The following is a 21,194-nucleotide window of genomic DNA, read 5'->3' on the forward strand; positions in this document are numbered from 1 at the left end:
TCTAAAATGCTGATAAATGGTACTCTTTTCCGAAAATCAAGAACAACTTCTTCTAAAGGATTTATGATTTAAATTTATCCGTCAATTCATTATTAAAGAAACTTAATTGCTCTGCCATTTCAGAAATTCCATAAGAAGCTTTAGTAATCTCCTCAAAAGTTTTCTTAAAGTCATGTACGGCATTACTAAAGTTACTAATTCGTTCATCACTTGTTTTTACACTATCTACTGAATTATCCAGAATATCAATGATGTTATGGTTTATATCACGAAACTGACTTGTTTCATCCACAATGGTTTGAAAGCTTTTCTCAAATTGATCTATTGTATACTGAACAGCCGTTATTTGACTTTGAATATGGTCAAGCGCATTCTCTGTCTGATGAGCAAGTTTCCTAACTTCTTGTGCAACAATCGAGAAACCTCTTCCGTGTTCTCCTGCTCTTGCGGCTTCAATCGCTGCATTTAACGATAGGATATTCGTTTGATTGGATATTCCTCTTATCGTTTTAACCACTTGACCTATTTGAGTAGAGCTATCACTTAGCTCTTTAGTAAGCCCTTTTGTAGAATGGATTAAATCAACTACCTCATCCATCTTTGTCAAAGATGCAGCTACATTTTTCTTTCCTGATTCAACCCGTTTAATCATCTCTCTTGAGTTATCTTTAATAGATCCAATTTCCTCTAACATATGCAACACTTGAGTTTCTTTATCTGCAATAGAGGATGTCGTTTGTTGGGAAGTGGCAGCAAGTGCAGATGCTGAATCATTTAATTTGAATTGTAATTCTTCAATTTCATTAAATTTCATCATGGAAGAAGTAAAGGAGTCAATATAAGTTGAGATTGCAATTTGCATATCAAATGCACATAGTTTTCGAAATGATGTATAGGTTCTACTAACATCTTCCCAGTTTCCTAACTCTTTTGCTAAAATCTTTAATACTTCATTCTGTATAATGGTATACGCACCAATATACCATTCTGGAAAGAGGCCGATGCGGTTGTGCACATTCCCAATAATCTTTCTTCGCACAACGTACTCTTCTCCGACTTCTCCAGAAACCATATCTAATAAATATTGCGAAAGTGTTTGCTTCAGCCTTTCAACAGTGGAATGTTCCTGTATAATTTCTGTTAGCTTCGGTATTTCCAGCAACTGACTATAGAAGCTTTCTACAATATGATTAATATTTCGTGCTAAGATGGACTTAATTTGGGTCAAAGTTTGAATATCTACTTCAGTTAAATTCACAAACTTAATTAATAACTTTTGTTTACCTTGCATTAACTGCCTGAAATGCTTGCCAATTTCTTGCTGATTCTCTCCATTCTCTTTTAATACATTTGTATCTTGTATAGAAGTCTTACGAAAAAGATCGACAGCCCCTTTTTGGTTCTGAAACAGACTTCTAAATGGACAACCACTCATCCCTTATCCCCCCAACGCATTATAAAAAGCTTCGCTACTCTTATATAATGTCTTTAAACCTATAAAAAACGGACTGTTTTTCTTTCAGTATATACGAAAATAGTCTATTATTGTTTGTATTTTCTGACATTTTTATGAAAATAATAGTAAATTTTTCTTATATTTCCACAATCAAAAAAGCCTGAAAGGAGATTCTTTCAGGACTTTATATCGAATTATTATTTTTGTAGCTCTTGAACTACTTCTTCTAATTTCATACCTCTAGATGCCTTAACAAGCACTAAATCATTTTTCTGTGTACGTTGTTTCAACTCTTGAATTAATGCCTGTTTATCAAGAAAAGCGTGTACACAATCTTCTCCTAAAACCGTCTTAGCCCCCTCAGCTATATACTTAGCAAGAGTCCCAAATGTAAATAGCTGATCAATTGTACCTTGTTTCAATGATTCACCAATTGTTCGGTGGAATTGAATTTCATCTGGACCAAGCTCAAGCATATCACCTAAAACAAGATATTTTTGGCCGAAACCTTTTAATTCCACAACAAGATCAATAGCTGCTTTCATAGATGTTGGGCTAGCATTATATGCATCATTAATGATTTTCTCACCTTGCTTGCCATCCACCATTTCCATTCGCATATTAGTGACCTTTAAATCTACTAACCCTTTAGCAATAGCTGAAGAATCAACCTCTAACTCTCTCGCAACAAGGATTGCAGCTAACGCATTTAATACATTATGGTTTCCGAGTACCGGTAGAACAAAAGCTTCGTTATACAGATTCGTTGAAAAAGTTGTTTGATCTTGGCCAGATTCAATAGTTAACGGATAAATTGTATTACTTTGTTCTCGACCAAACGAACATGTTTTCCACTGACTTTGTGATAATTTACTATGAAGTAATGGTTCATCACCATGATAAATCATAACGCCATTTTCTTTCAGCCCGGTTGTAATTTCTAATTTGGCCTCAGCGATACCTTCTCTTGACCCTAAGTCTAATAAATGAGCTTCACCAATATTCGTAATGACAGCAATATCAGGTTTTGCCAACTTAGACAATAATTCAATTTCTCCTCTACCACTCATACCCATTTCAAGAACAGCTACTTCTGTTTCTTCAGTCATTCCTAAAATCGTTAAAGGAAGACCTAAATGATTATTATAATTACCCTCTGTTTTATGAACGCTATATTTTTGTGAAAGAAGAGAAGCAATCATGTCTTTTGTCGTTGTTTTTCCGTTACTTCCTGTTACCCCGACAACCTTTGGAGAAACTTGCTGTAAATAACTCTCTGCAAGCTTCTGTAAAGCTTCTAAAGTATCATCAACTAATAGAATCGGTAAATCGGCAGGAGGATTAGGTACATCTTTCTGCCATAGTGCAGCACCAGCTCCATTTGCAATCGCACTTGCAACATACGCATGACCATCTGTATTTTCACCTTGAAAAGGTACAAATAAGTTCCCCTTCTTAACCTTCCTTGAGTCAATGGCTACACCTGAGATGAGTTCTGTTCGTTGCTTCATGCTGTCTAATCCAATCATAGATGCAATTTGTTCGAGTGTTCGCTTGATCATTTTCTTCCTCCAATACGTAAAGGTTCTATTGATTTTCTTATCATGTGTAAGAGCTATATATATGATTCTAATGTAGACATACGAAAGAAGCAGAATCAATTCACTTGTTTCTGCTTGCTTCCTTACATTAAATCCTCTATTTACTTAGAACGTATGTTTAATTTGTTGTTTCTCTTCATAACGTTCTAAAGCAAGGTTTATTAGTTTTTCAATTAGTTTTGGATATTCCAATCCTGTTTCTCTCCACATTAGTGGGAACATACTAACAGGCGTAAAGCCAGGCATCGTGTTTACTTCGTTAATGATAAATCTTCCGTCTTCTGTTAGGAAGAAGTCCGCACGCACAAGACCCGCACAATCTAATGATTGAAACGCTGTTACAGCAAGTTGTTTCATCTCTTCATACTTTTCCTTCGAAATATCCGCCGGAATAACAAGCCCTGTATTCCCATCTTCATATTTCGCTTGATAATCGTAGAATGCCACATCTTTAGGAATGATTTCTCCAGCTACTGAACATTGTGGATCTTCATTACCAAGTACACCAATTTCAATTTCACGAGCAGTCACGCCTTCTTCAATAATGATTCGACGATCAAATTGGAAAGCTTCTTCAAAAGCAGCTTTTAATTCTTCTTGATTAGAACATTTATTAATACCAACACTAGAACCTAAGTTTGCTGGCTTCACAAAGCAAGGATAGCCAAGCTCTTGTTCTACTTGTTCATATGTTTTCGTTTCATTTTGTTCCCATTGTTTACGAGTACACCAAACATAATTTACTTGTGGTAAACCAGCTTGAGCAAAGACGTTCTTCATTACTACTTTATCCATTCCCGCTGAAGATGCTAATACTCCATTACCCACATACGGAATATTTAACAATTCAAGCATTCCTTGAACTGTTCCATCTTCTCCATTCGGCCCATGAAGTAACGGAAAAATGACATCAAACGGCTTATCAATAGCATTGTTAGCTAAGCCTACAATGAACTCATCGCCTTTTGGAGTAAGTGTTAACTCTTCCACATTTTTTGCAGGGGCAGTTAATTGATCCCCAGTTATCCAATTTCCTTCTACTGTAATATAAACCGGATATATATCAAATTTAGTAAAATCTAATGCCTTTGATACTGCAAGTGCAGTTTGTAAAGATACTTTATGCTCTGCAGATTTACCACCATAAAGTAATCCTAATTTCATCTTCATTACGATACCTCCATTACTTTTTCAGCCATTCTATTGTACCACTTTATTTTTCTATCAAGGAAATAATATCATGTTTGTTTATCAAAAAATTACGACTGCCTAAATCACCTTATTATTTTATGCCCAGATTCGTAAAGTGTACGTTATTCAAATAAAATCAACCACAATAATTATATCAAAATAATTTTCTGAAAAGTTTTATTTTTTATTCACCTCTTAACTTCTTTCAAAAATCAAGGTATAATCCATGTATAAAATACACTTGTTCGTTTAAGGAGGACATTATGAAACGATTCGGTTTACTTCCACGCATTATACTAGCAATTGCTCTTGGGATTACGATTGGTCTTGTAGCTCCTAAGGAAATTATTCGCATTTTCGCTACTTTCAATGGGATTTTCGGTAACTTTCTAGGCTTTATTATTCCACTAATTATTATTGGCTTTATCGCACCTGGAATCGGCACAATGGGTAAAGGTTCAGGTAAAATGCTTGGAATTACAACAGGATTCGCATATGCCTCAACAATTTTTGCTGGTTTATTAGCTTTCGTAGCAGCGAAAACACTTTATCCTTTTATCTTAAATAATCAAGCTCAAGCAAGTTTTAATAATCCAGAAGAAGCATTGCTTGAACCTTTTTTCAAAGTAGATATGCCACCAGCAATGGGTGTAATGACTGCGCTACTTATCGCTTTCACAATCGGACTTGGCTTAACAGCTATTAAAGGAAATGCTCTACAACATGTAATGAATGATTTTAAAGAGATTATTGAAAAAGTAATTAATGCCATTATTATTCCACTATTACCATTTCATATCTTTGGAATTTTCGCTAACATGACACAGGGTGGACAAATCACTATGATTATGAGCGTATTTGCAAAAGTATTCATTATGATTATTGCTTTACATGTAACAATGCTACTAATTCAATATAGTATTGCAGGAACAGTCTCTAAACAAAATCCACTTAAAATGTTAAAAGAAATGATGCCAGCTTACTTTACAGCACTGGGCACACAATCATCTGCTTCTTCAATCCCAGTTACAATGCGTCATACGAAGAATCTTGGGGTGAAGAAACGTGTTGCTAATTTCTCTGTTCCATTATTAGCGACAATCCATTTATCAGGAAGCACGATTACATTAGTTAGCTGTGCTATGGCTGTTATGTTATTACAAGGACAAGTAGCAACATTCTCTACTATGCTCCCATTTATTCTGATGTTAGGAATTACAATGATTGCAGCACCAGGCGTTCCTGGAGGAGCTGTTATGGCCGCTCTTGGCTTATTAGGATCTATGCTAGGATTTACAGAAACAATGCTTTCACTTATGATTGCTTTATATTTAGCACAAGATAGCTTTGGAACAGCATGTAATGTAACAGGTGACGGGGCTATTACAGTTCTTTCAAATACATTCGCTTCTGACGATAAGGAAGAAGAACAAGTCGAACAAGTAGCGTCTTAATCAAAAAAGAGCTGTTTGAAAAGTGATTACAATCACCTTTCGAACAGCTCTTTTCATTTTCAATATTACTATATTTTATTTCAACACAAGTGCCCATTCTTTCGTCTTGCGAATAAAGATTAACTTTGCATCTGGTTCTGTTTGATTCAGCTCTTTATAGCTATCAGCCACTTCATCAATATCATTATAATCACCAATAACCCAAATAGGTACCTCAAGACGATTTCTCGATTGTTCAATTTGTTCAAAGGATATGACAATCCCTTCAGCCATGAAAGAGGATAATCTAATAAAAGTCTCGATTGGAATTCCTGGATAGTCCGCTCTTTTTCGAATACCTAGCCATGTTTTTTCTACTTTTAAGCTTTCCATTTTATGTGGAATGAACAATCCTAATTGCTGAAAGAATTGATCTAATGATCGGTAATAAATTTTATTAAACCAATCATCATGATGCGATAAATATACAAATTCATTATTTAACATTCGATAAAATGGTGGGCGTAAATGATTCTTACAGTGGGCTAAATACAGTAATTCTGCTAACTGCTGCCCATCTAGAGCATCTAACCCCGATTCATCCTCAAAATCAATCCAACAAAAATCCCCTATACGGTCTGGATTTGTCTTAACCAACTTTTGTATATCCTCTTGATATACAAACTCAAGTAAAGTATTTCGATTATATTCTCCATCTTCATAGCGATGTTTCAGCAAAAGTATATTTTGAAGAGGCTTTGAAAGCGTACGATAAAAATCTTCAAATGTAAGACCACTTGATAACACGAAACGGTCAGAAGCATGTAGATGTATGTATAATAATTCTTTTGTATCATTTCTCATTATTAAAGCCTCCCAAAACAAACCCCAAACGCTGACATCGTTATTCTTATTCTGTAATAGCTCTTTCTCTTCATCACACTTAATGAATTAATTTTGCTATTTAAAATTATAGTTCGTTTTTTCTAAAATTTCTGTCTTTATCCCATTGATACTATACTTTTATACAACGCTTACTTCCTTTATTCCTGTAAAGTAAGACTTTTCATCAAGTATAACAAAAATTTCAAGTGAACTAAAGTCATTATGCTATAACGTAATATAATCGTAATCAAGTAAGCTTATCCTGTATATTTAAGAAAATTACATATTTACAGAATTGTAAGTATACGGTTGAAATGTTAGCATTATACATAATCTTATTAATGTAGAAAGGTGTTACCTATGAAAAAACGTCAAACGTTTTCAGAACGATTCGACTGGACACTTTGTCTAATAATATTTTTGTTTCTCCTGGTCAGTTGTCTCGCTATTTATAGTGCTCAGGCAACCGGTCAATACGGCACAACGAATTTCGTATTCAAACAAATTCAATGGTATGTAATTGGCTCAGTAATTGTTGCGATTATTATGTACTTCGATCCCGATCAAATAAGAAGATTATCCTGGTATCTATACGGTTTTGGTATTTTACTTCTAATCTTAATTATCATCTCACCCGAAAGTCTTGTACCTAAAATCAATGGGGCTCGCAGTTGGTTTAAGCTCCCCGTTGGAGGAATCGCTATACAACCATCCGAATTCATGAAGACTTTCCTCATTCTGATTCTTAGTCGAATTGCCATTTCGCATCAACAAACAACAGAGATTAAAACTATTAAAACAGATTTAGTTTTACTTGGAAAATTAGGAGTTGTAACCCTGCTCCCTCTAGCACTTATTATGAAACAGCCTGATTTAGGTACATCTCTTGTAATCATTTCGATTTTTCTCGGAATTGTACTTGTTTCAGGAATCAATTGGAAAATACTCCTTCCAGCTATCGGTGGCGGTATTAGTATTGGTAGTTTACTCATTTATCTCGTTTTATATTTTCCGGAATTACTACAAAAATATTTAGGCGTGGAATCCTACCAATTTAAACGAATTTATGCTTGGCTTAGACCAGAAGAATATGCAGGAAAAGAGGCTTTTCACTTAGAACAATCGTTAGATGCCATTGGCTCAGGCATGATGACTGGGAAAGGATTTACAAAAGCCGTAGTCTATATACCAGAAAGCCATTCTGATTTTATTTTTAGTGTCATTGGAGAAGAATTTGGCTTTGTAGGCGGGAGTATCGTGATAGGCTTGTATTTTATTTTAATTTATCATCTGATTAAAATCGCTCTTTCTGCTGCAGATGGTTTTATATCTTATGTGTGTGCCGGCATTATTAGCATGCTTACCTTCCATGTGTTTCAAAATATCGGTATGACCATTCAAGTTCTTCCGATTACAGGTATTCCTTTACCATTCATAAGCTATGGTGGTAGTTCATTAATGGGAACAATGATGGCTATGGGAGTTATCTTTAGTATTCAGTATTATTCAAGAGCATCCATGTTTTCCACCCCAACTAAAACTTCTTCATCACCAATGAAGAGAAAACGCTCCCATACAATACGTGGATAGTTCAAAAAATATCCGATAGTAAATCAATACTATTGGTTATTTTTTACAAAAAACACAAAAACAATCTCCCCAGATTACGGAGGAGATTGTTTTATTTAAAGCTTAATTTTTTGAAGACGTAATGCGTTCAACACGACACTTACAGAACTAAATGCCATCGCGGCCCCCGCTACCCAAGGAGCAAGAAATCCTAATGCCGCAATCGGGATACCTAGTGTATTATAGCCAAGTGCCCAAAATAAGTTTTGCTTTATGTTTCGAACAGTAGATTTACTCATCATAATCGCATCCGCAATGGAATTTAAATCGCCTCTCATTAACGTAATATCAGCCGCTTCCATTGCTACATCTGTCCCTGTTCCAATTGCCATTCCAATATCCGCAACCGCTAAAGCTGGAGCATCATTAATTCCGTCTCCTACCATTGCAACATGCTTTCCGTTCTCTTGAAGTTTCTTCACTTCATTTGCCTTTTGCTCCGGTAAAACTTCTGCAATTACATGTTGAATGCCTGCTTCTTGAGCAATAGCTTTTGCAGTTCGCTCATTGTCTCCTGTAATCATCCAAACATCAATACCCATATTAATCAAACGATTGATTGCTTGTTTTGATGAATCTTTAATGGTATCTGCTACAGCTACAATACCTGCGTAAGATCCATCAACAGCAACAAGCATAGCCGTTTTTCCTTCTTCTTCAAATCCGTTCATTGCTTGATGACCAAGTTCATCAATGGTTACTAAATGTTTTTCCATCAACCTGCGAGTACCAATCAGCAATATACGATTGTTTACTTTCGCTTCAATCCCAAAGCCTGGTACCGCATCAAATGACTCTACTTGTGTTAAGGCAACTCCTTTTTCCTGTACACCTTTTACAATTGCCTCTGCTAACGGATGCTCAGATTGTTTCTCAGCTGAAGCTACTAAACCGAGTAACTCTTTTTCATTCCAATTAGGAGCCAAAACTACATCTGTTAAAACAGGTTTTCCGTTTGTAACTGTTCCTGTTTTATCAAGCAACACTGTGTCAATCTTATGTGTTTGCTCTAAATGTTCGCCACCTTTAAACAAAATCCCAAATTCAGCAGCTCGACCAGAACCCGCCATAATAGAAGTTGGTGTAGCCAAGCCAAGCGCACATGGACATGCAATGACTAACACTGCAATCATTTTCTCTAATGCTTCTGGGAAGTTACCTGGATCAGCTATAAAGTACCAAATCAAGAAGGTAACTGCCGCAATCCCAACAACGATTGGAACGAATATACCAGAAATCTTATCTGCTAATCGTTGGATAGGAGCTTTTGAGCCTTGGGCTTGCTCTACTACTTTCACGATTTGTGCAAGAGCTGTATCACTACCCACTTTAGTAGCTCGAATTTTCAAGAAGCCGTTTTTATTAATGGTTGCCCCTATTACAGCATCACCTACAACTTTATCAACAGGTACACTTTCACCTGTAATCATTGATTCATCAAGAGCTGATCGTCCTTCTACAATTTCGCCGTCAACAGGTACTTTTTCACCCGGTTTTACGAACACTATGTCACCAGTGGTTACTTCTTCTAATGGTACTTCTATTTCTTCACCATCTCTTTCCACAATTGCTGTTTTAGCTTGTAAACCCATTAACTTCTTAATCGCTTCTGAAGAGCGACCTTTTGCTTTCGCTTCAAATAATTTACCTAATAATATCAATGTAATCAGTACAGCACTAGTTTCGTAATACAGACTCAACTCATGCGCATGGGCACCAATTGATTGAATGCTTTGATATAAACTATAGAAATAGGCCGCTGAAGTTCCTAAAACAACAAGTACATCCATGTTGGCACTACCGTTTCTGAGTGCTTTAAAAGCTCCAATATAAAACTGGCTACCAATAATAAATTGCACAGGTGTTGCTAATGCGAACTGAAACCATGGATTCATTAAGAAATCAGGCATATAAATCCACGATGTAAAGGAGAAATGTCCAACCATTGTATATAGTAATGGCAATGATAAAATCGCAGAGATGATGAATTTCCATTTTTGCTTTTCAATTGCTCTTTGACGATGATCAATTTGTTCACCCTGTTTATCTTGCTTTCTTTCCGCACCATAGCCTAACTTTTCGACTTTGGCAATAATATCACTCGGTGAAACTGCTTCAGGATTGTATGTTACAGTCGCAGTTTCAAGTGTTAAATTTACATTAGCACTTGTAACGCCATCCATTTTGTTCAGCCCTTTTTCAACTCTTGTTGAACAAGCTGCGCACGTCATGCCTGTTATATTAAACTCCGCTACATCCATTGAAACACCGTAGCCAAGCTTCTCTATTTTTTGTTGAAGTTCCTCTGGTTTCACTTTTTTTGGATCGTACGTAATGGTCGATTTCTCTAGAGCTAAGTTAACATTGGCTTGCTCTACACCTTCCATTTTATTCAATCCTTTTTCTATTCTTGCCGAACAGGCAGCACATGTCATACCTGTTATATTAAACGTTGTTTCTTTTGATTGTTCACTCACTGAACTCACCTCTTTATACCCTTATGGGGTATATATTATTTCTAGAAAAACTCGGTTACTTGAACCGAGCTCCCCCTTACTTTATAAGACCTATAAATAACTCCGCTTTTCGTTATTGAACATCGTATCCTTGATCATCGATTGTTTCTTTAATGGTCTCTAATGTTACGACAGATGCATCGTATTCTACATCAACTTTACTATCACTTAAGTTTACTGCAACGCTCTTAACACCTTCCAGTTCACCAACGCTTCCTTCTACAGCCTTTACACAGTGACCACATGACATACCTTTTACGATTAAAGTAGATTTTTCCATGATTCATCTCTCCTTATTTCTTCATTAATTTTTGTATAGTAACTAAAACTTCATCTAATACATCCATATCACCTTGTTGAATACGCTCAAGAACACAGCTTTTCATATGCCCTTCAAGTAGCAATTTAGCCACACTATTCAGAGCCGATTGTGTTGCAGCAAGTTGTGTAATAATGTCGTCACAGTACACATCTTTTTCAATCATCCCTTTAATGCCGCGAACTTGCCCCTCCACGCGATTCAAGCGAGTAATAAGATTTTTCTTTACATTATCTGAATGGTGGCTTTTACGATCGGAATGTTGAAGACAACAAGAGTCTTCAGATACAAATTCGTTCGAGTCATTATTCATAATCTTATTCCCTCCCCACGACTATAATATACTATACCCCCCTACCCTATGTAAAGCCCAAAGTTTTATTTCCACAATTTGTACTAATACCTTGTATTACAGTTATTCTTTTATTGATGTACAATTTACTTATTATCAAGACCATTTAACAAAGAAGGAGATTTCATAGAATGCTTACTATTTATTTTACGCGTCATGGTCAGACCGAGTGGAATGTCGAACATCGTATGCAAGGTTGGGGGAACGGAGAATTAACCGAGCTAGGTCGTTCTGACGCCTACAATTTAGCTGTACGTTTAAATAATACCCATCTCGATAAAATCTATTCTAGTACTAGTAAAAGAGCCTCCGAAACGGCAGAGATTGTGGCAAACGGTAGAAATATCCCTCTAATCAAAAACGACCTGTTCCGTGAAATGTATTTTGGTGAATGGGATGGCATGTTACGAGATGATGTCATCGCCAAGTATCCAGATGATCATAAATGCTTCTGGGAAACACCACATTTATTCACTGGCAAAGGCGGAGAAACCTTTCATGACGTACAAGACCGTGCTAAGCAAGCTCTTCAATTAATTCTAGATGAAAATAAAGAAGGTACGGTTCTCGTTGTAGCGCATTCCATCTTCTTACGTGTCGTGTTTGCTACATTAAAGAACTTACCAATTGCGAAAGTATTCGAACAAGACCCTCCTGGCAACACAAGCTTAACGAAAGTTATATATGATGGAAAGAATCTAACAATCGAGTATGAAGGCGATATGTCTCACGCGAAATAAGAAAAGCGCAAGCGTCCGTTTAGCGACGTATAGATTGGAGCACTTCGACTGAGATAAAGTCAACACGAAGAGGCGGTAGCCTTTTTCATGTTGACTTATCGTAGGGAGATGGGCGAAATCTACTAGTCGCTGGGCGCTGGAGCTAGACACCATTCAAAATTATATACATTCTTATCCTTCAAAAAAGACTCTAATCCAAATGATTGAATTAGAGCCATCTACTTTAATTCTCGAAAACACCCATTAACAAATATTTTGCCATTTGTTTTTTCGATAATTGTTTTAAATTATATTTTTGAATTGTTGTTGTTGTCATTGGTGTAATGAAGGCTGAATTATTGGCGTGTATTAATTTCGGCTTAACCACAATAAGGCTTCCTTCTTTAACTCCATTGGTTACTTCTTGTTTTCCTGCAAAAGAAAGACCTGGAGTAATTTTTGTTTTTTTAACAAAACCTTTTTCATTAAGCTGATACACATTCATCTTCTTGCCTGTTTTGAAAGTTGACTTCGTTGCAACAACTGGTACATCCTTAACCTCATTTACAATAACCTGCATACTAAGCTTTGCACCTGGTAGCAATTGCTCATCAGCGTCATTTAGTCTCACCATAAACGGATATTTCGTTTCTTTATCTACACTTGGATTGCCTTTAGGATATGAAACGATTTGTTGAACATTGCCCTCATAGTCTTGATCATGAAGAGTAGAATGCATTTTCACTTGCTGCTCAACAGCTACTTTTTTCATTTGCGATTCAGTTAATTCACCTTCAACCGCTAATGTCTTTGATGCTATCGTAATAATTGGGTTTTGCATATCTTTATTAATAGCTACGACTTGACCTTCCACTTCACTGTTGACGGTTGTTTGACTAATTTTATCTGAAATACGACTTAACTTACTTTCATATTTCTCTAGTTTTGCTTTTAATTTACTAGCTTCAGTTTCTGCTGCTAGAATTGCTTTTTCAACATCAGTCTTTACACCGCTAGTAACATCAACATTAACTTCTACTTTTAGATCTTTATTTCCAGAAGTTGAAGAAGTTCCACTTGTAGATGATGGTGTTGTTAATTTCTTTAATTCAGCTATTTCTTCATTTACACCATCCAACTCACCTTGGATTTGAGTGATTTCCGCATCCACTTCAGCTTTCTCATCTTCCAAATCTTTAGAGCCGTATGTAAATAAGCCTGTACCTGCTGAAACGACATCTCCTTCTTTAACTAAAAATGAAGAAAATGGTCCTTGTTGCTCATCATAGTAGACTCCATGCTTAGTTTCAGGCTGCACAACACCTTTTGTTTGGAACGTCTCTTTAACATCGTCTTTTTGAACTCTAGTCCACTCTTTTATATACGATACTCGATCTGCTTTACTGCTTTCTTTAAATAAGAGAAAAAGATTGCCTCCAATAAAAGCAACGGTAAGTAAAGAGATGAGTGTTATTTTCCACTTTTTTTTCACGTTCCTCTTTCCCCCTTAAAAAAAGACACCTATTTTTATATAAGAAAACAGACTAGAAATTGCCCAATAAAATACAAACAGCAAAATTACAATTGAAATTACTTGTTTCTTCGTTAACTCTGTTAATTTACGTAAATAGTAAACTACTACAAACATCATACCAATCTGGAAGATTGTTATTTGACTAAAGAAGTGAATAATAATCTCCTTGTTTGTTAAATATTGCGCAGCAATTCCTAATGATAAAGGATTAGATGTTGCATCGATATGTAGTAAAACAAACATTGGTATCTGAATGATTTGCTCTAACAAATAAATACAAAAAACAGTCATTTGCATAATGACATATTTCTTAAAAGAACCATTTGAAAAACACCAATAATACAGTGAACTTAAAAACAAAAATACACATGGAACAAGTAGTCCTAGTAATAGTCTACCAACAAAAAATAACTGCTTACGAACTTCCAATTCACCGTTAGTCCAATTAGTTATTTCTTTGGATAATGATTCAGTTCCTATTCCAAATCCTGCACTAACCCCATATGTACATAAGCTCACAAAAAAGAGAAGCGCGATCATTCGCTTGTATCCTCTAAAGGCCTCTGCTTCCTTCAATTGATAGCTATACTTCTCCGGTCTAAAGATTCCAAGCAATGGGTGTATCCGGAAAGTCATTTTACATCCCCCAATTAAATTTTCCTAATTATCGTCTTACAAAAAAAGACTACCTTTTTCATTTTAAACTAAAATCTCTGAAATGTTTACAAATTAATAGCAATTTTACAATAAAAAGTGATAATTTTGTAGAAAATACGCAGAGCCGTTGCCAGTCCATTTTAATTTAGGATATTTCTTGTTGTTTTACTCCAAATCAAAAAATGTCACTTTACACAAAAAGCATAAAGTGACATAAAAAATGATGAGTTTCTTCTATAGTATTAGATAACACCGATAATATTTAAAAATACAACAACAATTACAATCGGAATAATATATCTCATAATGAAAAACCAAATATTAAACGCAGTTGTACCGAATCTCGAATGTGAAAGTAATTCTGTTTGCAAGATATTCTTCTTAATTTTCCAAGATACAAAGATAGAGATTAGCAGTACGCCTAGTGGCATTAAGATATTACTTACTAAATAATCTGCTGCATCAAAGATACTTTTCGAAAATATAGTTACATCACTTAATACACTATATGATAACGCAGATGGAACACCAACAACGAAAATCAGCAAACCAATAATAACTGCGAATTTTTTTCGCTTATTTTCGTTCCCTTTTACAACAGCTGCTACAATGATTTCTAGCATAGAAAATGCAGAAGTTAACGTAGCAAATAAGAATAATGCTAAGAAACAAACAAGGAATACTTCACCAAAGAAAATTTGATCAAAAACAGAAGGTAACACCACGAACAATAATCCAGGTCCTTCAGCTGGTTCCAATCCTAATGAGAAAACAGCTGGGAAAATTGCTAGACCCGCCAATAAAGCGATAGTTAAGTTCATTGATACAATAGAAATCGCTGGTTGAATCAAGCTTTCCTTCTTCGATAAATAAGAACTATACGTAACCATAACAGATACACCAACACTTAAACTGAAGAAAGCTTGTCCCATTGCAAACAGAATACTCTCTGAAGTGATATGTGAAAAGTCAGGAGCTAAGAAGAACTTCACACCTTCAATTGCATTGTCTAATGTAAGTGAACGAATGATTAAGATCAGAAATAAAACGAATAGTGCAGGCATTAAGATTTTACTAGCTCGCTCGATCCCATTTTGAATGCCTTTCGCTACTACTAAAATTGTAATTCCTAAAAACGCACCTTGTGCAATAACTGTTAATAAAGGATTACCAATTGTTTGATTGAAAAGTTCTCCATAATGAGCACCTTCACTAATAATTCCTCCGTATAACCCTTTTACAAGATAAATAACGATCCAACCGCCAATTACACTATAAAAAGATAACAACAGAAAACATGTAAACACGCCGAGCTTACCAATCAAATTCCAATTCGTATTTGGAGCAAGCAGCTTATATGCACTAATTGCTTCTTTCTGCGTGCTTCTCCCGATAATAAACTCCGCTAATAGTAATGGGAATCCAATTAATAAGGAAAATAATATGAATAGAAGAAAGAAGGCTCCTCCTCCACTAACACCTGTAACATACGGTAACTTCCAAATCGCACCTATACCAATAGCCGATCCGGCAGCAGCTAATATAAAGCCTATCTTCGATGACCATTGCTCGGTCTTCTCCATAAGAATCCATCCAATCTAGTTGATTTTATTTATTTAACGCAATAAGTACACACTTTATTTTCGGAATGTTCGAAATAAAGAGATAAGTTCAATAATTGCAAAATACTTCCATTTACAATTCCAAACAAAAAAGCCACGTCTCTATCTAAAAGATAGGGACGTGGCTTATCACGCGGTACCACCCTAATTGGAAACAAATTTTGCTTCCCACTTCATAAAATAACGGTTTAATCCGTCTTTATATTACATGGCCTAGGATGCAATATAAAGAGAGCTCCAAGAGTGAAATTCACCTAATCTTTGTATCAGTTTGCACCAACCACTGATTCTCTATTAACAGGGAGACCGGCTTAATTAGTTCTTTTCCTCGCTCAATACGATATTTTTTTAATAATACTCGAAATTATATTATGATAACAGAAAAAGGTCAAGCTTACTATTTTAGAATTTTTTATAAATATCTGACACCCTCATAACCCTTCTATACTCCACATAGGTTCACGAGATCTAACTATTTACCCAACAATATTTTTACATAATAAACCACTTGATTTTATAAACTTCACATTTTATCCTCAGTTTCTTCGCAATGAAAACTAAATTGAAAACGCTTGTATTTACATTTTTTTGATGTTAATCCATAATCTTATTTCACAATATGGACATAATAAATATTAACTAATCGGTCTATACCACTAATTATCTTGATATAATAAAAACGCACAAAAGATATGTTTGTACTACTGAAAATTTTTATAAATTTTTTAGTAATCAAACATAACTTATAGCAATTCTTATGTTGTACATTCATATGGCTTGCAAGAAATTATAAAATTTATTTTGCACGAATCTATAACATGATGTGAATTGCTTGTAGCAACTTTTCAAGGAGGAAATTCCATTATGATCATGAAGTATTTACAAAAACTTGGTCGTTCACTGATGTTACCGGTAGCAGTATTACCAGCAGCTGCTATTCTAATGGGTATCGGTTATTGGATTGACCCATCTGGTTGGGGTGCAGATAGCCCAATTGCAGCTTTCTTAATCAAATCTGGTGGTTCACTTATCGATAATTTACCTATTCTATTCGCTGTTGGGGTAGCTTTAGGTATGTCGAAAGACAAAGATGGCTCATCCGCACTTAGTGGTTTAGTTGCTTATCTAGTTGTTACTACTCTACTTAGCACAGATGTAGTAGCGATGTTACAAAGTATTGAACCTGATGCTGTAGATCCAGCATTTGCAAAAATCGGTAATGCTTTCGTTGGTATTATCTCAGGTCTTGTAGCAGCATCTATGTACAACCGATTTAGTCAAACGAAATTACCAGATGCTTTAGCATTCTTTAGTGGTAAACGTCTAGTACCTATTATGACAGCGGTTTCAATGTTAGTTGTTTCTGCTATCCTTTTCTTCGTTTGGCCACTAGTATTCACTGGTCTTGTTAATTTCGGGGAAGCAATCAGTAAGTTAGGCGCTGCAGGTGCTGGTATTTATGGTTTCTTCAACCGTTTATTAATCCCTACAGGTTTACACCACGCATTAAACTCTGTATTCTGGTTTGACGTTGCAGGTATCAATGATATCGGTAACTTCTGGGCAAGCACAGGTGAAAAAGGTGTAACTGGTATGTATCAAGCTGGTTTCTTCCCAGTTATGATGTTTGGTTTACCAGCAGCTGGTTTAGCAATGTACCACACTGCTAAATCATCTAGAAAGAAACAAGCAGCATCATTATTTATCGCAGCTGGTTTCGCTGCATTCTTCACAGGTGTTACTGAGCCACTTGAATTCGCATTCATGTTCGCTGCTCCAGCACTTTACGTAGTACACGCTGTATTAACAGGTATTTCATTAGCAGTAGCTGCCCTATTCCACTGGACTGCAGGATTTGGTTTCAGTGCAGGTCTTGTCGACTTTGTATTAAGTTCAAGATTACCACTTGCTAACCAACCATATATGTTATTAGTTCAAGGTCTTGTATTTGGTTTAATCTACTACTTCTTATTCCGTTTCTTAATTGTTAAATTCAACCTTAAGACTCCTGGTAGAGAAGATGGAGATCCAGAAGACGATAACACTGATGAAGTTGCTGGCGGACAAGCAACTGGTAACGAAAAATTTGCTAAGATGGCTGCAGTAATTTATGAAGGTTTAGGCGGAGACGCTAACGTTGTTTCTGTTGATAACTGTATTACTCGCCTTCGTTTAGAAGTAAAAGATATGAACAAAGTAGATCAAAACAAAATCAAATCTACTGGCGTACCAGGAATTAAGGTTGTTGGTGAAACTAGCATCCAAGTAATCGTTGGTACTCAAGTTCAATTCGTTGCGGATGAAATCGCAAAAATCCGCAAATAATGAAGTAGAACTACTTTAATAAAAAGGCTAAATCGTTCATGATACGATTTAGCCTTTTTTTGCACAATAAAATACCTTTTTATTATTCTAAAATAAGAATATACTACAACTGGTGGTGATGATAGCCATGGATTCGTCTTGGCTAATTGACTTTTTAATCGTTCTTTTATTAATCCTTTTTAATGGTGTATTTGCCATGACAGAACTCGCGCTCATTTCTTCAAATCCATCCAAATTACAATATGAAGCGAACCGAGGTAAACGAAGTGCCAAATTAGCGTTGCAATATACCAAAGATCCTACCAATCTTCTCTCAACTGTTCAAGTTGGCATTACGTTAATTGGTATTATTAATGGAGCATTCGGAGGTGCTCGCTTATCCACTCCACTCGCTGACATATTAAGCGGATTCGGGCTAAATAGTGAATATGCGTATTCCATTAGTTATATTATTGTCGTTACAGTTATTACATATCTGTCTCTCATTATTGGAGAGCTCGTACCAAAACGAATTGCAATCGTTGCTCCTGAGCGTGTTTCTATGACTGTTATCTCAAGCATGGATACCTTTTCAAAGCTAATGAGACCTTTTATTTGGATTCTATCTAAATCAACCTTATTTTTATTTAGCTTCCTTGGATTGAAACAGGAACGTTCCACAGAGGAAACAGAATTTGAAATTAGACAATTACTATCAAAAGGTGCTCAAGAAGGTGCATTTGAACATGACGAAGTGCAACAAGTAGAACGCGTTTTCGCCTTTCACGACCAACGAGCTTATGAATTGATGCAACCACGTACGACATTAGAATGGATTGACTTAGAAGATTCAGTTGATGAAATAACAGAAATGATTATAAATAGTAAACATAATAAGCTTCCAGTAGGGCGTGCCAGTTTAGATGACTTCGTTGGTTATATTGAGGTTCGCGACTTATTAACAGAACTACCATTAGAGAATATGCAAGCTTTAATGAAGAAATTAAAACAACCACTCGTTGTTCCAAGAGCAATGGATGATGCTAGTATTGTTCTTCAATTGATGCAAAAGAACGGAAGTGAGATAGCTTTCATACTAGATGAGTACGGAGGATTTCTCGGATTACTAACATTATTCGATATTCTTGAAGCGATTGTTGGTGAGATTCCTGTTGAAGAGGAGCAGCCAGAATTAGTCGTACGTCATGATGGAACTTTCTTAGCAGATGGACTCTTGCATATCGATGATTTGAAACGAGCTCTTCATTTAACTCAACCATTACCCGATGAGGATCGCTCCTCTTACCATACTGTGGCTGGTCTACTCATTTACTTACTAGGAGACTTGCCGGAAAGAGGAAGTAGAGTAACCTGCCAAGGCTACTCGTTCGAAGTAGTTGACTTAGATGGGAAACGAATTGATCAGATTTTAATTGAACCTATCAAAGAATTCCAAGAAACATCTATAGATGAGATAAAAAAATAAAAAGAGGACATTTCGTCCTCTTTACTCTTTTACCAGCCGCGGCTTGCACCACCACCCCCAGAAGATCCACCGCCTCCTCCTCTTGGCCCATCTCCACCTCTTCCACCACCGCCTCCACGAGAAATAATCATAAGTAGTAAATGCGTGAGTGTTCCTCCAAAGAACTTCATATCTAGAAATATGAGAATAACCAGACCTATAACACCTAATATGACAACTATAGGATTCATCCCATCATCAGTTGTATCCTTATATGGGATGGCTTTGGCTGTCTCTCCATCCCAGTTATATTCAGCGGCTGTTTCATTATATAAAACCTTATATGTCTGAATGACAGCTTGATCTGGCTCATTATTCTTCAAATAAGGTACGGCGAATTGGTCCATAATTCTACCTACTTTTCCATCTGGTAACGCTCCTTCAAGACCATAACCTACTTCAATACGAATCTTATGGTCATCCATTGCAAGCACAAGCAATACGCCATTATTCTCTTTCTTACTACCAATACCGTATTGTCTAAATGCTTTATTCGCATACTCCTCTATTGATTCTCCCTCTAAGGAATCGATAATCAAAGTTGAAATTTGGGCTGAAGTACCATTCTCTAGATTTCTACCTAGTTGATTTAATTCAGCTTTTTGTTCACTAGAAAGAACCCCTACAAAGTCCTGAACGTATATGTCTCCCCTAGGAGCTGGTACATCTGCTGCAAGTCCATCGTTCAGAAAGTAACCAAAGAAAAGACTAAAAGCTGCTACCAGTATGAAAGCAGCTCGCTTAATCATTCTCCATTCCCCTCAAAGTCAACAGTTGGTGCTTTTTCAGCCCCTTCTTGCGCTTTAAAATATTCCTTCTCATCAAAGCCAAACATACCTGCCATTAGAGACCCTGGGAATCGTTTGACACTTCGATTAAAAGTTGAAACTTGGTCATTATAGTCTTTACGTGCTACCGTTAAACGATTTTCTGTCCCTGATAATTCATCCATTAATTGACGATAATTTGCATCTGACTTCAACTCTGGATAATTTTCAACCACTACAAGCAATCGATTCAAAGCATTTGTTAATTCACCATCCGCAGTTGCTTGATCAGCTGGTGTGTTGGCTCCAGCTAATTTTGCTCTAGCGTTTGTCACACTATTGATAACATCTTTCTCTTGCTTAGCAAAACCTTTCACTGTATTCACCAAATTAGGTATTAAATCAACTCTACGTTGTAATTGATTCTCTACTTGTGAATAAGCCTGATTCACATCTTCTTCTTTATTCACAAGCCCGTTATAGCTAGAAACTAACGTAACTGCTAATACTACAATAATGATCCCTACAATTAAAATTGGTCCAAATCTCTTCACATAATCACCTCAGAAAAAAATCTCTTTATTATTCTACTCATATACCTCAATATTTAAGATAGAAACTTTAAATTTTTTCCAAACAAATTCCCATTTCAACAAAAAAGCTTCAATGAATATTTCATCCATT

The 21,194-nt window shown here is 35.9% G+C and carries 17 protein-coding genes, 1 pseudogene and 1 other annotated feature; of the genes and pseudogenes, 5 read left to right on the top strand and 13 right to left on the bottom strand.

Translation table 11 applies throughout. From position 1 onward, the window contains the following. Positions 1 to 61: 61 nt before the first annotated feature. From TX86_RS27885 to TX86_RS22990, 4 genes and pseudogenes are all read right to left on the bottom strand, one after another. The gene (locus TX86_RS27885; RefSeq protein ID WP_439096888.1) at positions 62 to 862 is read right to left on the bottom strand and encodes a methyl-accepting chemotaxis protein; all 801 of its coding nucleotides are present in this window, start codon (positions 860 to 862) and stop codon (positions 62 to 64) included. Further along, positions 842 to 1,435, bottom strand: a pseudogene (locus TX86_RS27890) (protoglobin domain-containing protein); the annotation flags it as partial. The gene TX86_RS27885 and the pseudogene TX86_RS27890, both read right to left, overlap by 21 nt. A 218-nt stretch (positions 1,436 to 1,653) precedes the next feature. Next, positions 1,654 to 3,018, bottom strand: coding sequence for a UDP-N-acetylmuramoyl-tripeptide--D-alanyl-D-alanine ligase (locus tag TX86_RS22985; protein ID WP_042352515.1), 1,365 nt, complete (start codon positions 3,016 to 3,018; stop codon positions 1,654 to 1,656). Positions 3,019 to 3,162: 144 nt separating this feature from the next. Then, positions 3,163 to 4,227, bottom strand: coding sequence for a D-alanine--D-alanine ligase (locus TX86_RS22990; RefSeq protein WP_042352516.1), 1,065 nt, complete (start codon positions 4,225 to 4,227; stop codon positions 3,163 to 3,165). Positions 4,228 to 4,511: 284 nt separating this feature from the next. Here TX86_RS22990 and TX86_RS22995 point away from each other — a divergent pair, with 284 nt between their 5' ends. Next, complete coding sequence (locus TX86_RS22995; protein WP_042352519.1) at positions 4,512 to 5,702, top strand: dicarboxylate/amino acid:cation symporter; 1,191 nt, start codon at positions 4,512 to 4,514, stop codon at positions 5,700 to 5,702. Positions 5,703 to 5,777: 75 nt separating this feature from the next. Here TX86_RS22995 and TX86_RS23000 read toward each other — a convergent pair whose 3' ends face one another. Then, on the bottom strand, positions 5,778 to 6,545 hold the full coding sequence (locus TX86_RS23000) for a hypothetical protein (RefSeq protein WP_042352520.1): 768 nt from the start codon (positions 6,543 to 6,545) through the stop codon (positions 5,778 to 5,780). Positions 6,546 to 6,926: 381 nt separating this feature from the next. On the opposite strand from TX86_RS23000, the gene TX86_RS23005 reads away from it, so the two are divergent. Beyond that, entirely contained in the window at positions 6,927 to 8,156 is a 1,230-nt protein-coding gene (locus tag TX86_RS23005; RefSeq protein ID WP_042352521.1) for an FtsW/RodA/SpoVE family cell cycle protein, read from the top strand. A 95-nt stretch (positions 8,157 to 8,251) separates the two neighbouring features. On the opposite strand, the gene TX86_RS23010 is transcribed toward TX86_RS23005, so the two are convergent. The 3 genes from TX86_RS23010 to TX86_RS23020 form a co-directional block, all read right to left on the bottom strand. Continuing rightward, positions 8,252 to 10,672: a heavy metal translocating P-type ATPase gene (locus TX86_RS23010; protein WP_042352522.1), complete on the bottom strand. Its 2,421-nt coding sequence runs from the start codon at positions 10,670 to 10,672 to the stop codon at positions 8,252 to 8,254. 112 nt (positions 10,673 to 10,784) lie between these two features. After that, positions 10,785 to 10,991: a copper chaperone CopZ gene (gene copZ, locus TX86_RS23015; protein WP_042352523.1), complete on the bottom strand. Its 207-nt coding sequence runs from the start codon at positions 10,989 to 10,991 to the stop codon at positions 10,785 to 10,787. 13 nt (positions 10,992 to 11,004) lie between these two features. Next, a complete protein-coding gene (locus TX86_RS23020) occupies positions 11,005 to 11,343 on the bottom strand; it encodes a metal-sensitive transcriptional regulator (protein WP_042352524.1) in 339 nt (112 codons plus the stop codon). A gap of 170 nt (positions 11,344 to 11,513) precedes the next feature. On the opposite strand from TX86_RS23020, the gene TX86_RS23025 reads away from it, so the two are divergent. Next, complete coding sequence (locus TX86_RS23025; RefSeq protein WP_042352525.1) at positions 11,514 to 12,122, top strand: histidine phosphatase family protein; 609 nt, start codon at positions 11,514 to 11,516, stop codon at positions 12,120 to 12,122. Positions 12,123 to 12,345: 223 nt separating this feature from the next. On the opposite strand, the gene TX86_RS23030 is transcribed toward TX86_RS23025, so the two are convergent. The 3 genes from TX86_RS23030 to TX86_RS23040 form a co-directional block, all read right to left on the bottom strand. Next, positions 12,346 to 13,593 (bottom strand): efflux RND transporter periplasmic adaptor subunit, encoded by a 1,248-nt coding sequence (locus tag TX86_RS23030; protein ID WP_042352526.1) that lies wholly within the window; start codon positions 13,591 to 13,593, stop codon positions 12,346 to 12,348. Between the two features lie 15 nt (positions 13,594 to 13,608). Next, on the bottom strand, positions 13,609 to 14,271 hold the full coding sequence (locus TX86_RS23035) for a hypothetical protein (protein WP_042352528.1): 663 nt from the start codon (positions 14,269 to 14,271) through the stop codon (positions 13,609 to 13,611). 263 nt (positions 14,272 to 14,534) lie between these two features. Continuing rightward, a complete protein-coding gene (locus TX86_RS23040) occupies positions 14,535 to 15,875 on the bottom strand; it encodes a sodium-dependent transporter (protein ID WP_042352530.1) in 1,341 nt (446 codons plus the stop codon). A 151-nt stretch (positions 15,876 to 16,026) separates the two neighbouring features. Next, positions 16,027 to 16,252, bottom strand: a binding site (T-box leader). Positions 16,253 to 16,781: 529 nt separating this feature from the next. Here TX86_RS23040 and nagE point away from each other — a divergent pair. Together nagE and TX86_RS23050 are read left to right on the top strand one after the other, a co-directional pair. Continuing rightward, a complete protein-coding gene (gene nagE / locus TX86_RS23045) occupies positions 16,782 to 18,239 on the top strand; it encodes an N-acetylglucosamine-specific PTS transporter subunit IIBC (RefSeq protein ID WP_042352693.1) in 1,458 nt (485 codons plus the stop codon). A gap of 127 nt (positions 18,240 to 18,366) precedes the next feature. Then, positions 18,367 to 19,704, top strand: coding sequence for a hemolysin family protein (locus TX86_RS23050; protein WP_042352532.1), 1,338 nt, complete (start codon positions 18,367 to 18,369; stop codon positions 19,702 to 19,704). Between the two features lie 29 nt (positions 19,705 to 19,733). Here TX86_RS23050 and TX86_RS23055 read toward each other — a convergent pair whose 3' ends face one another. Together TX86_RS23055 and TX86_RS23060 are read right to left on the bottom strand one after the other, a co-directional pair. Then, on the bottom strand, positions 19,734 to 20,492 hold the full coding sequence (locus TX86_RS23055) for a TPM domain-containing protein (RefSeq protein ID WP_052343862.1): 759 nt from the start codon (positions 20,490 to 20,492) through the stop codon (positions 19,734 to 19,736). Further along, a complete protein-coding gene (locus tag TX86_RS23060) occupies positions 20,489 to 21,064 on the bottom strand; it encodes a LemA family protein (RefSeq protein WP_042352533.1) in 576 nt (191 codons plus the stop codon). Before TX86_RS23060 ends, TX86_RS23055 begins: the two co-directional genes overlap by 4 nt. Positions 21,065 to 21,194: the final 130 nt, after the last annotated feature.

The sequence above is a fragment of the Bacillus massiliigorillae genome, from assembly GCF_000380245.2.
Lineage (GTDB): Bacteria > Bacillota > Bacilli > Bacillales > DSM-1321 > Bacillus_AD > Bacillus_AD massiliigorillae.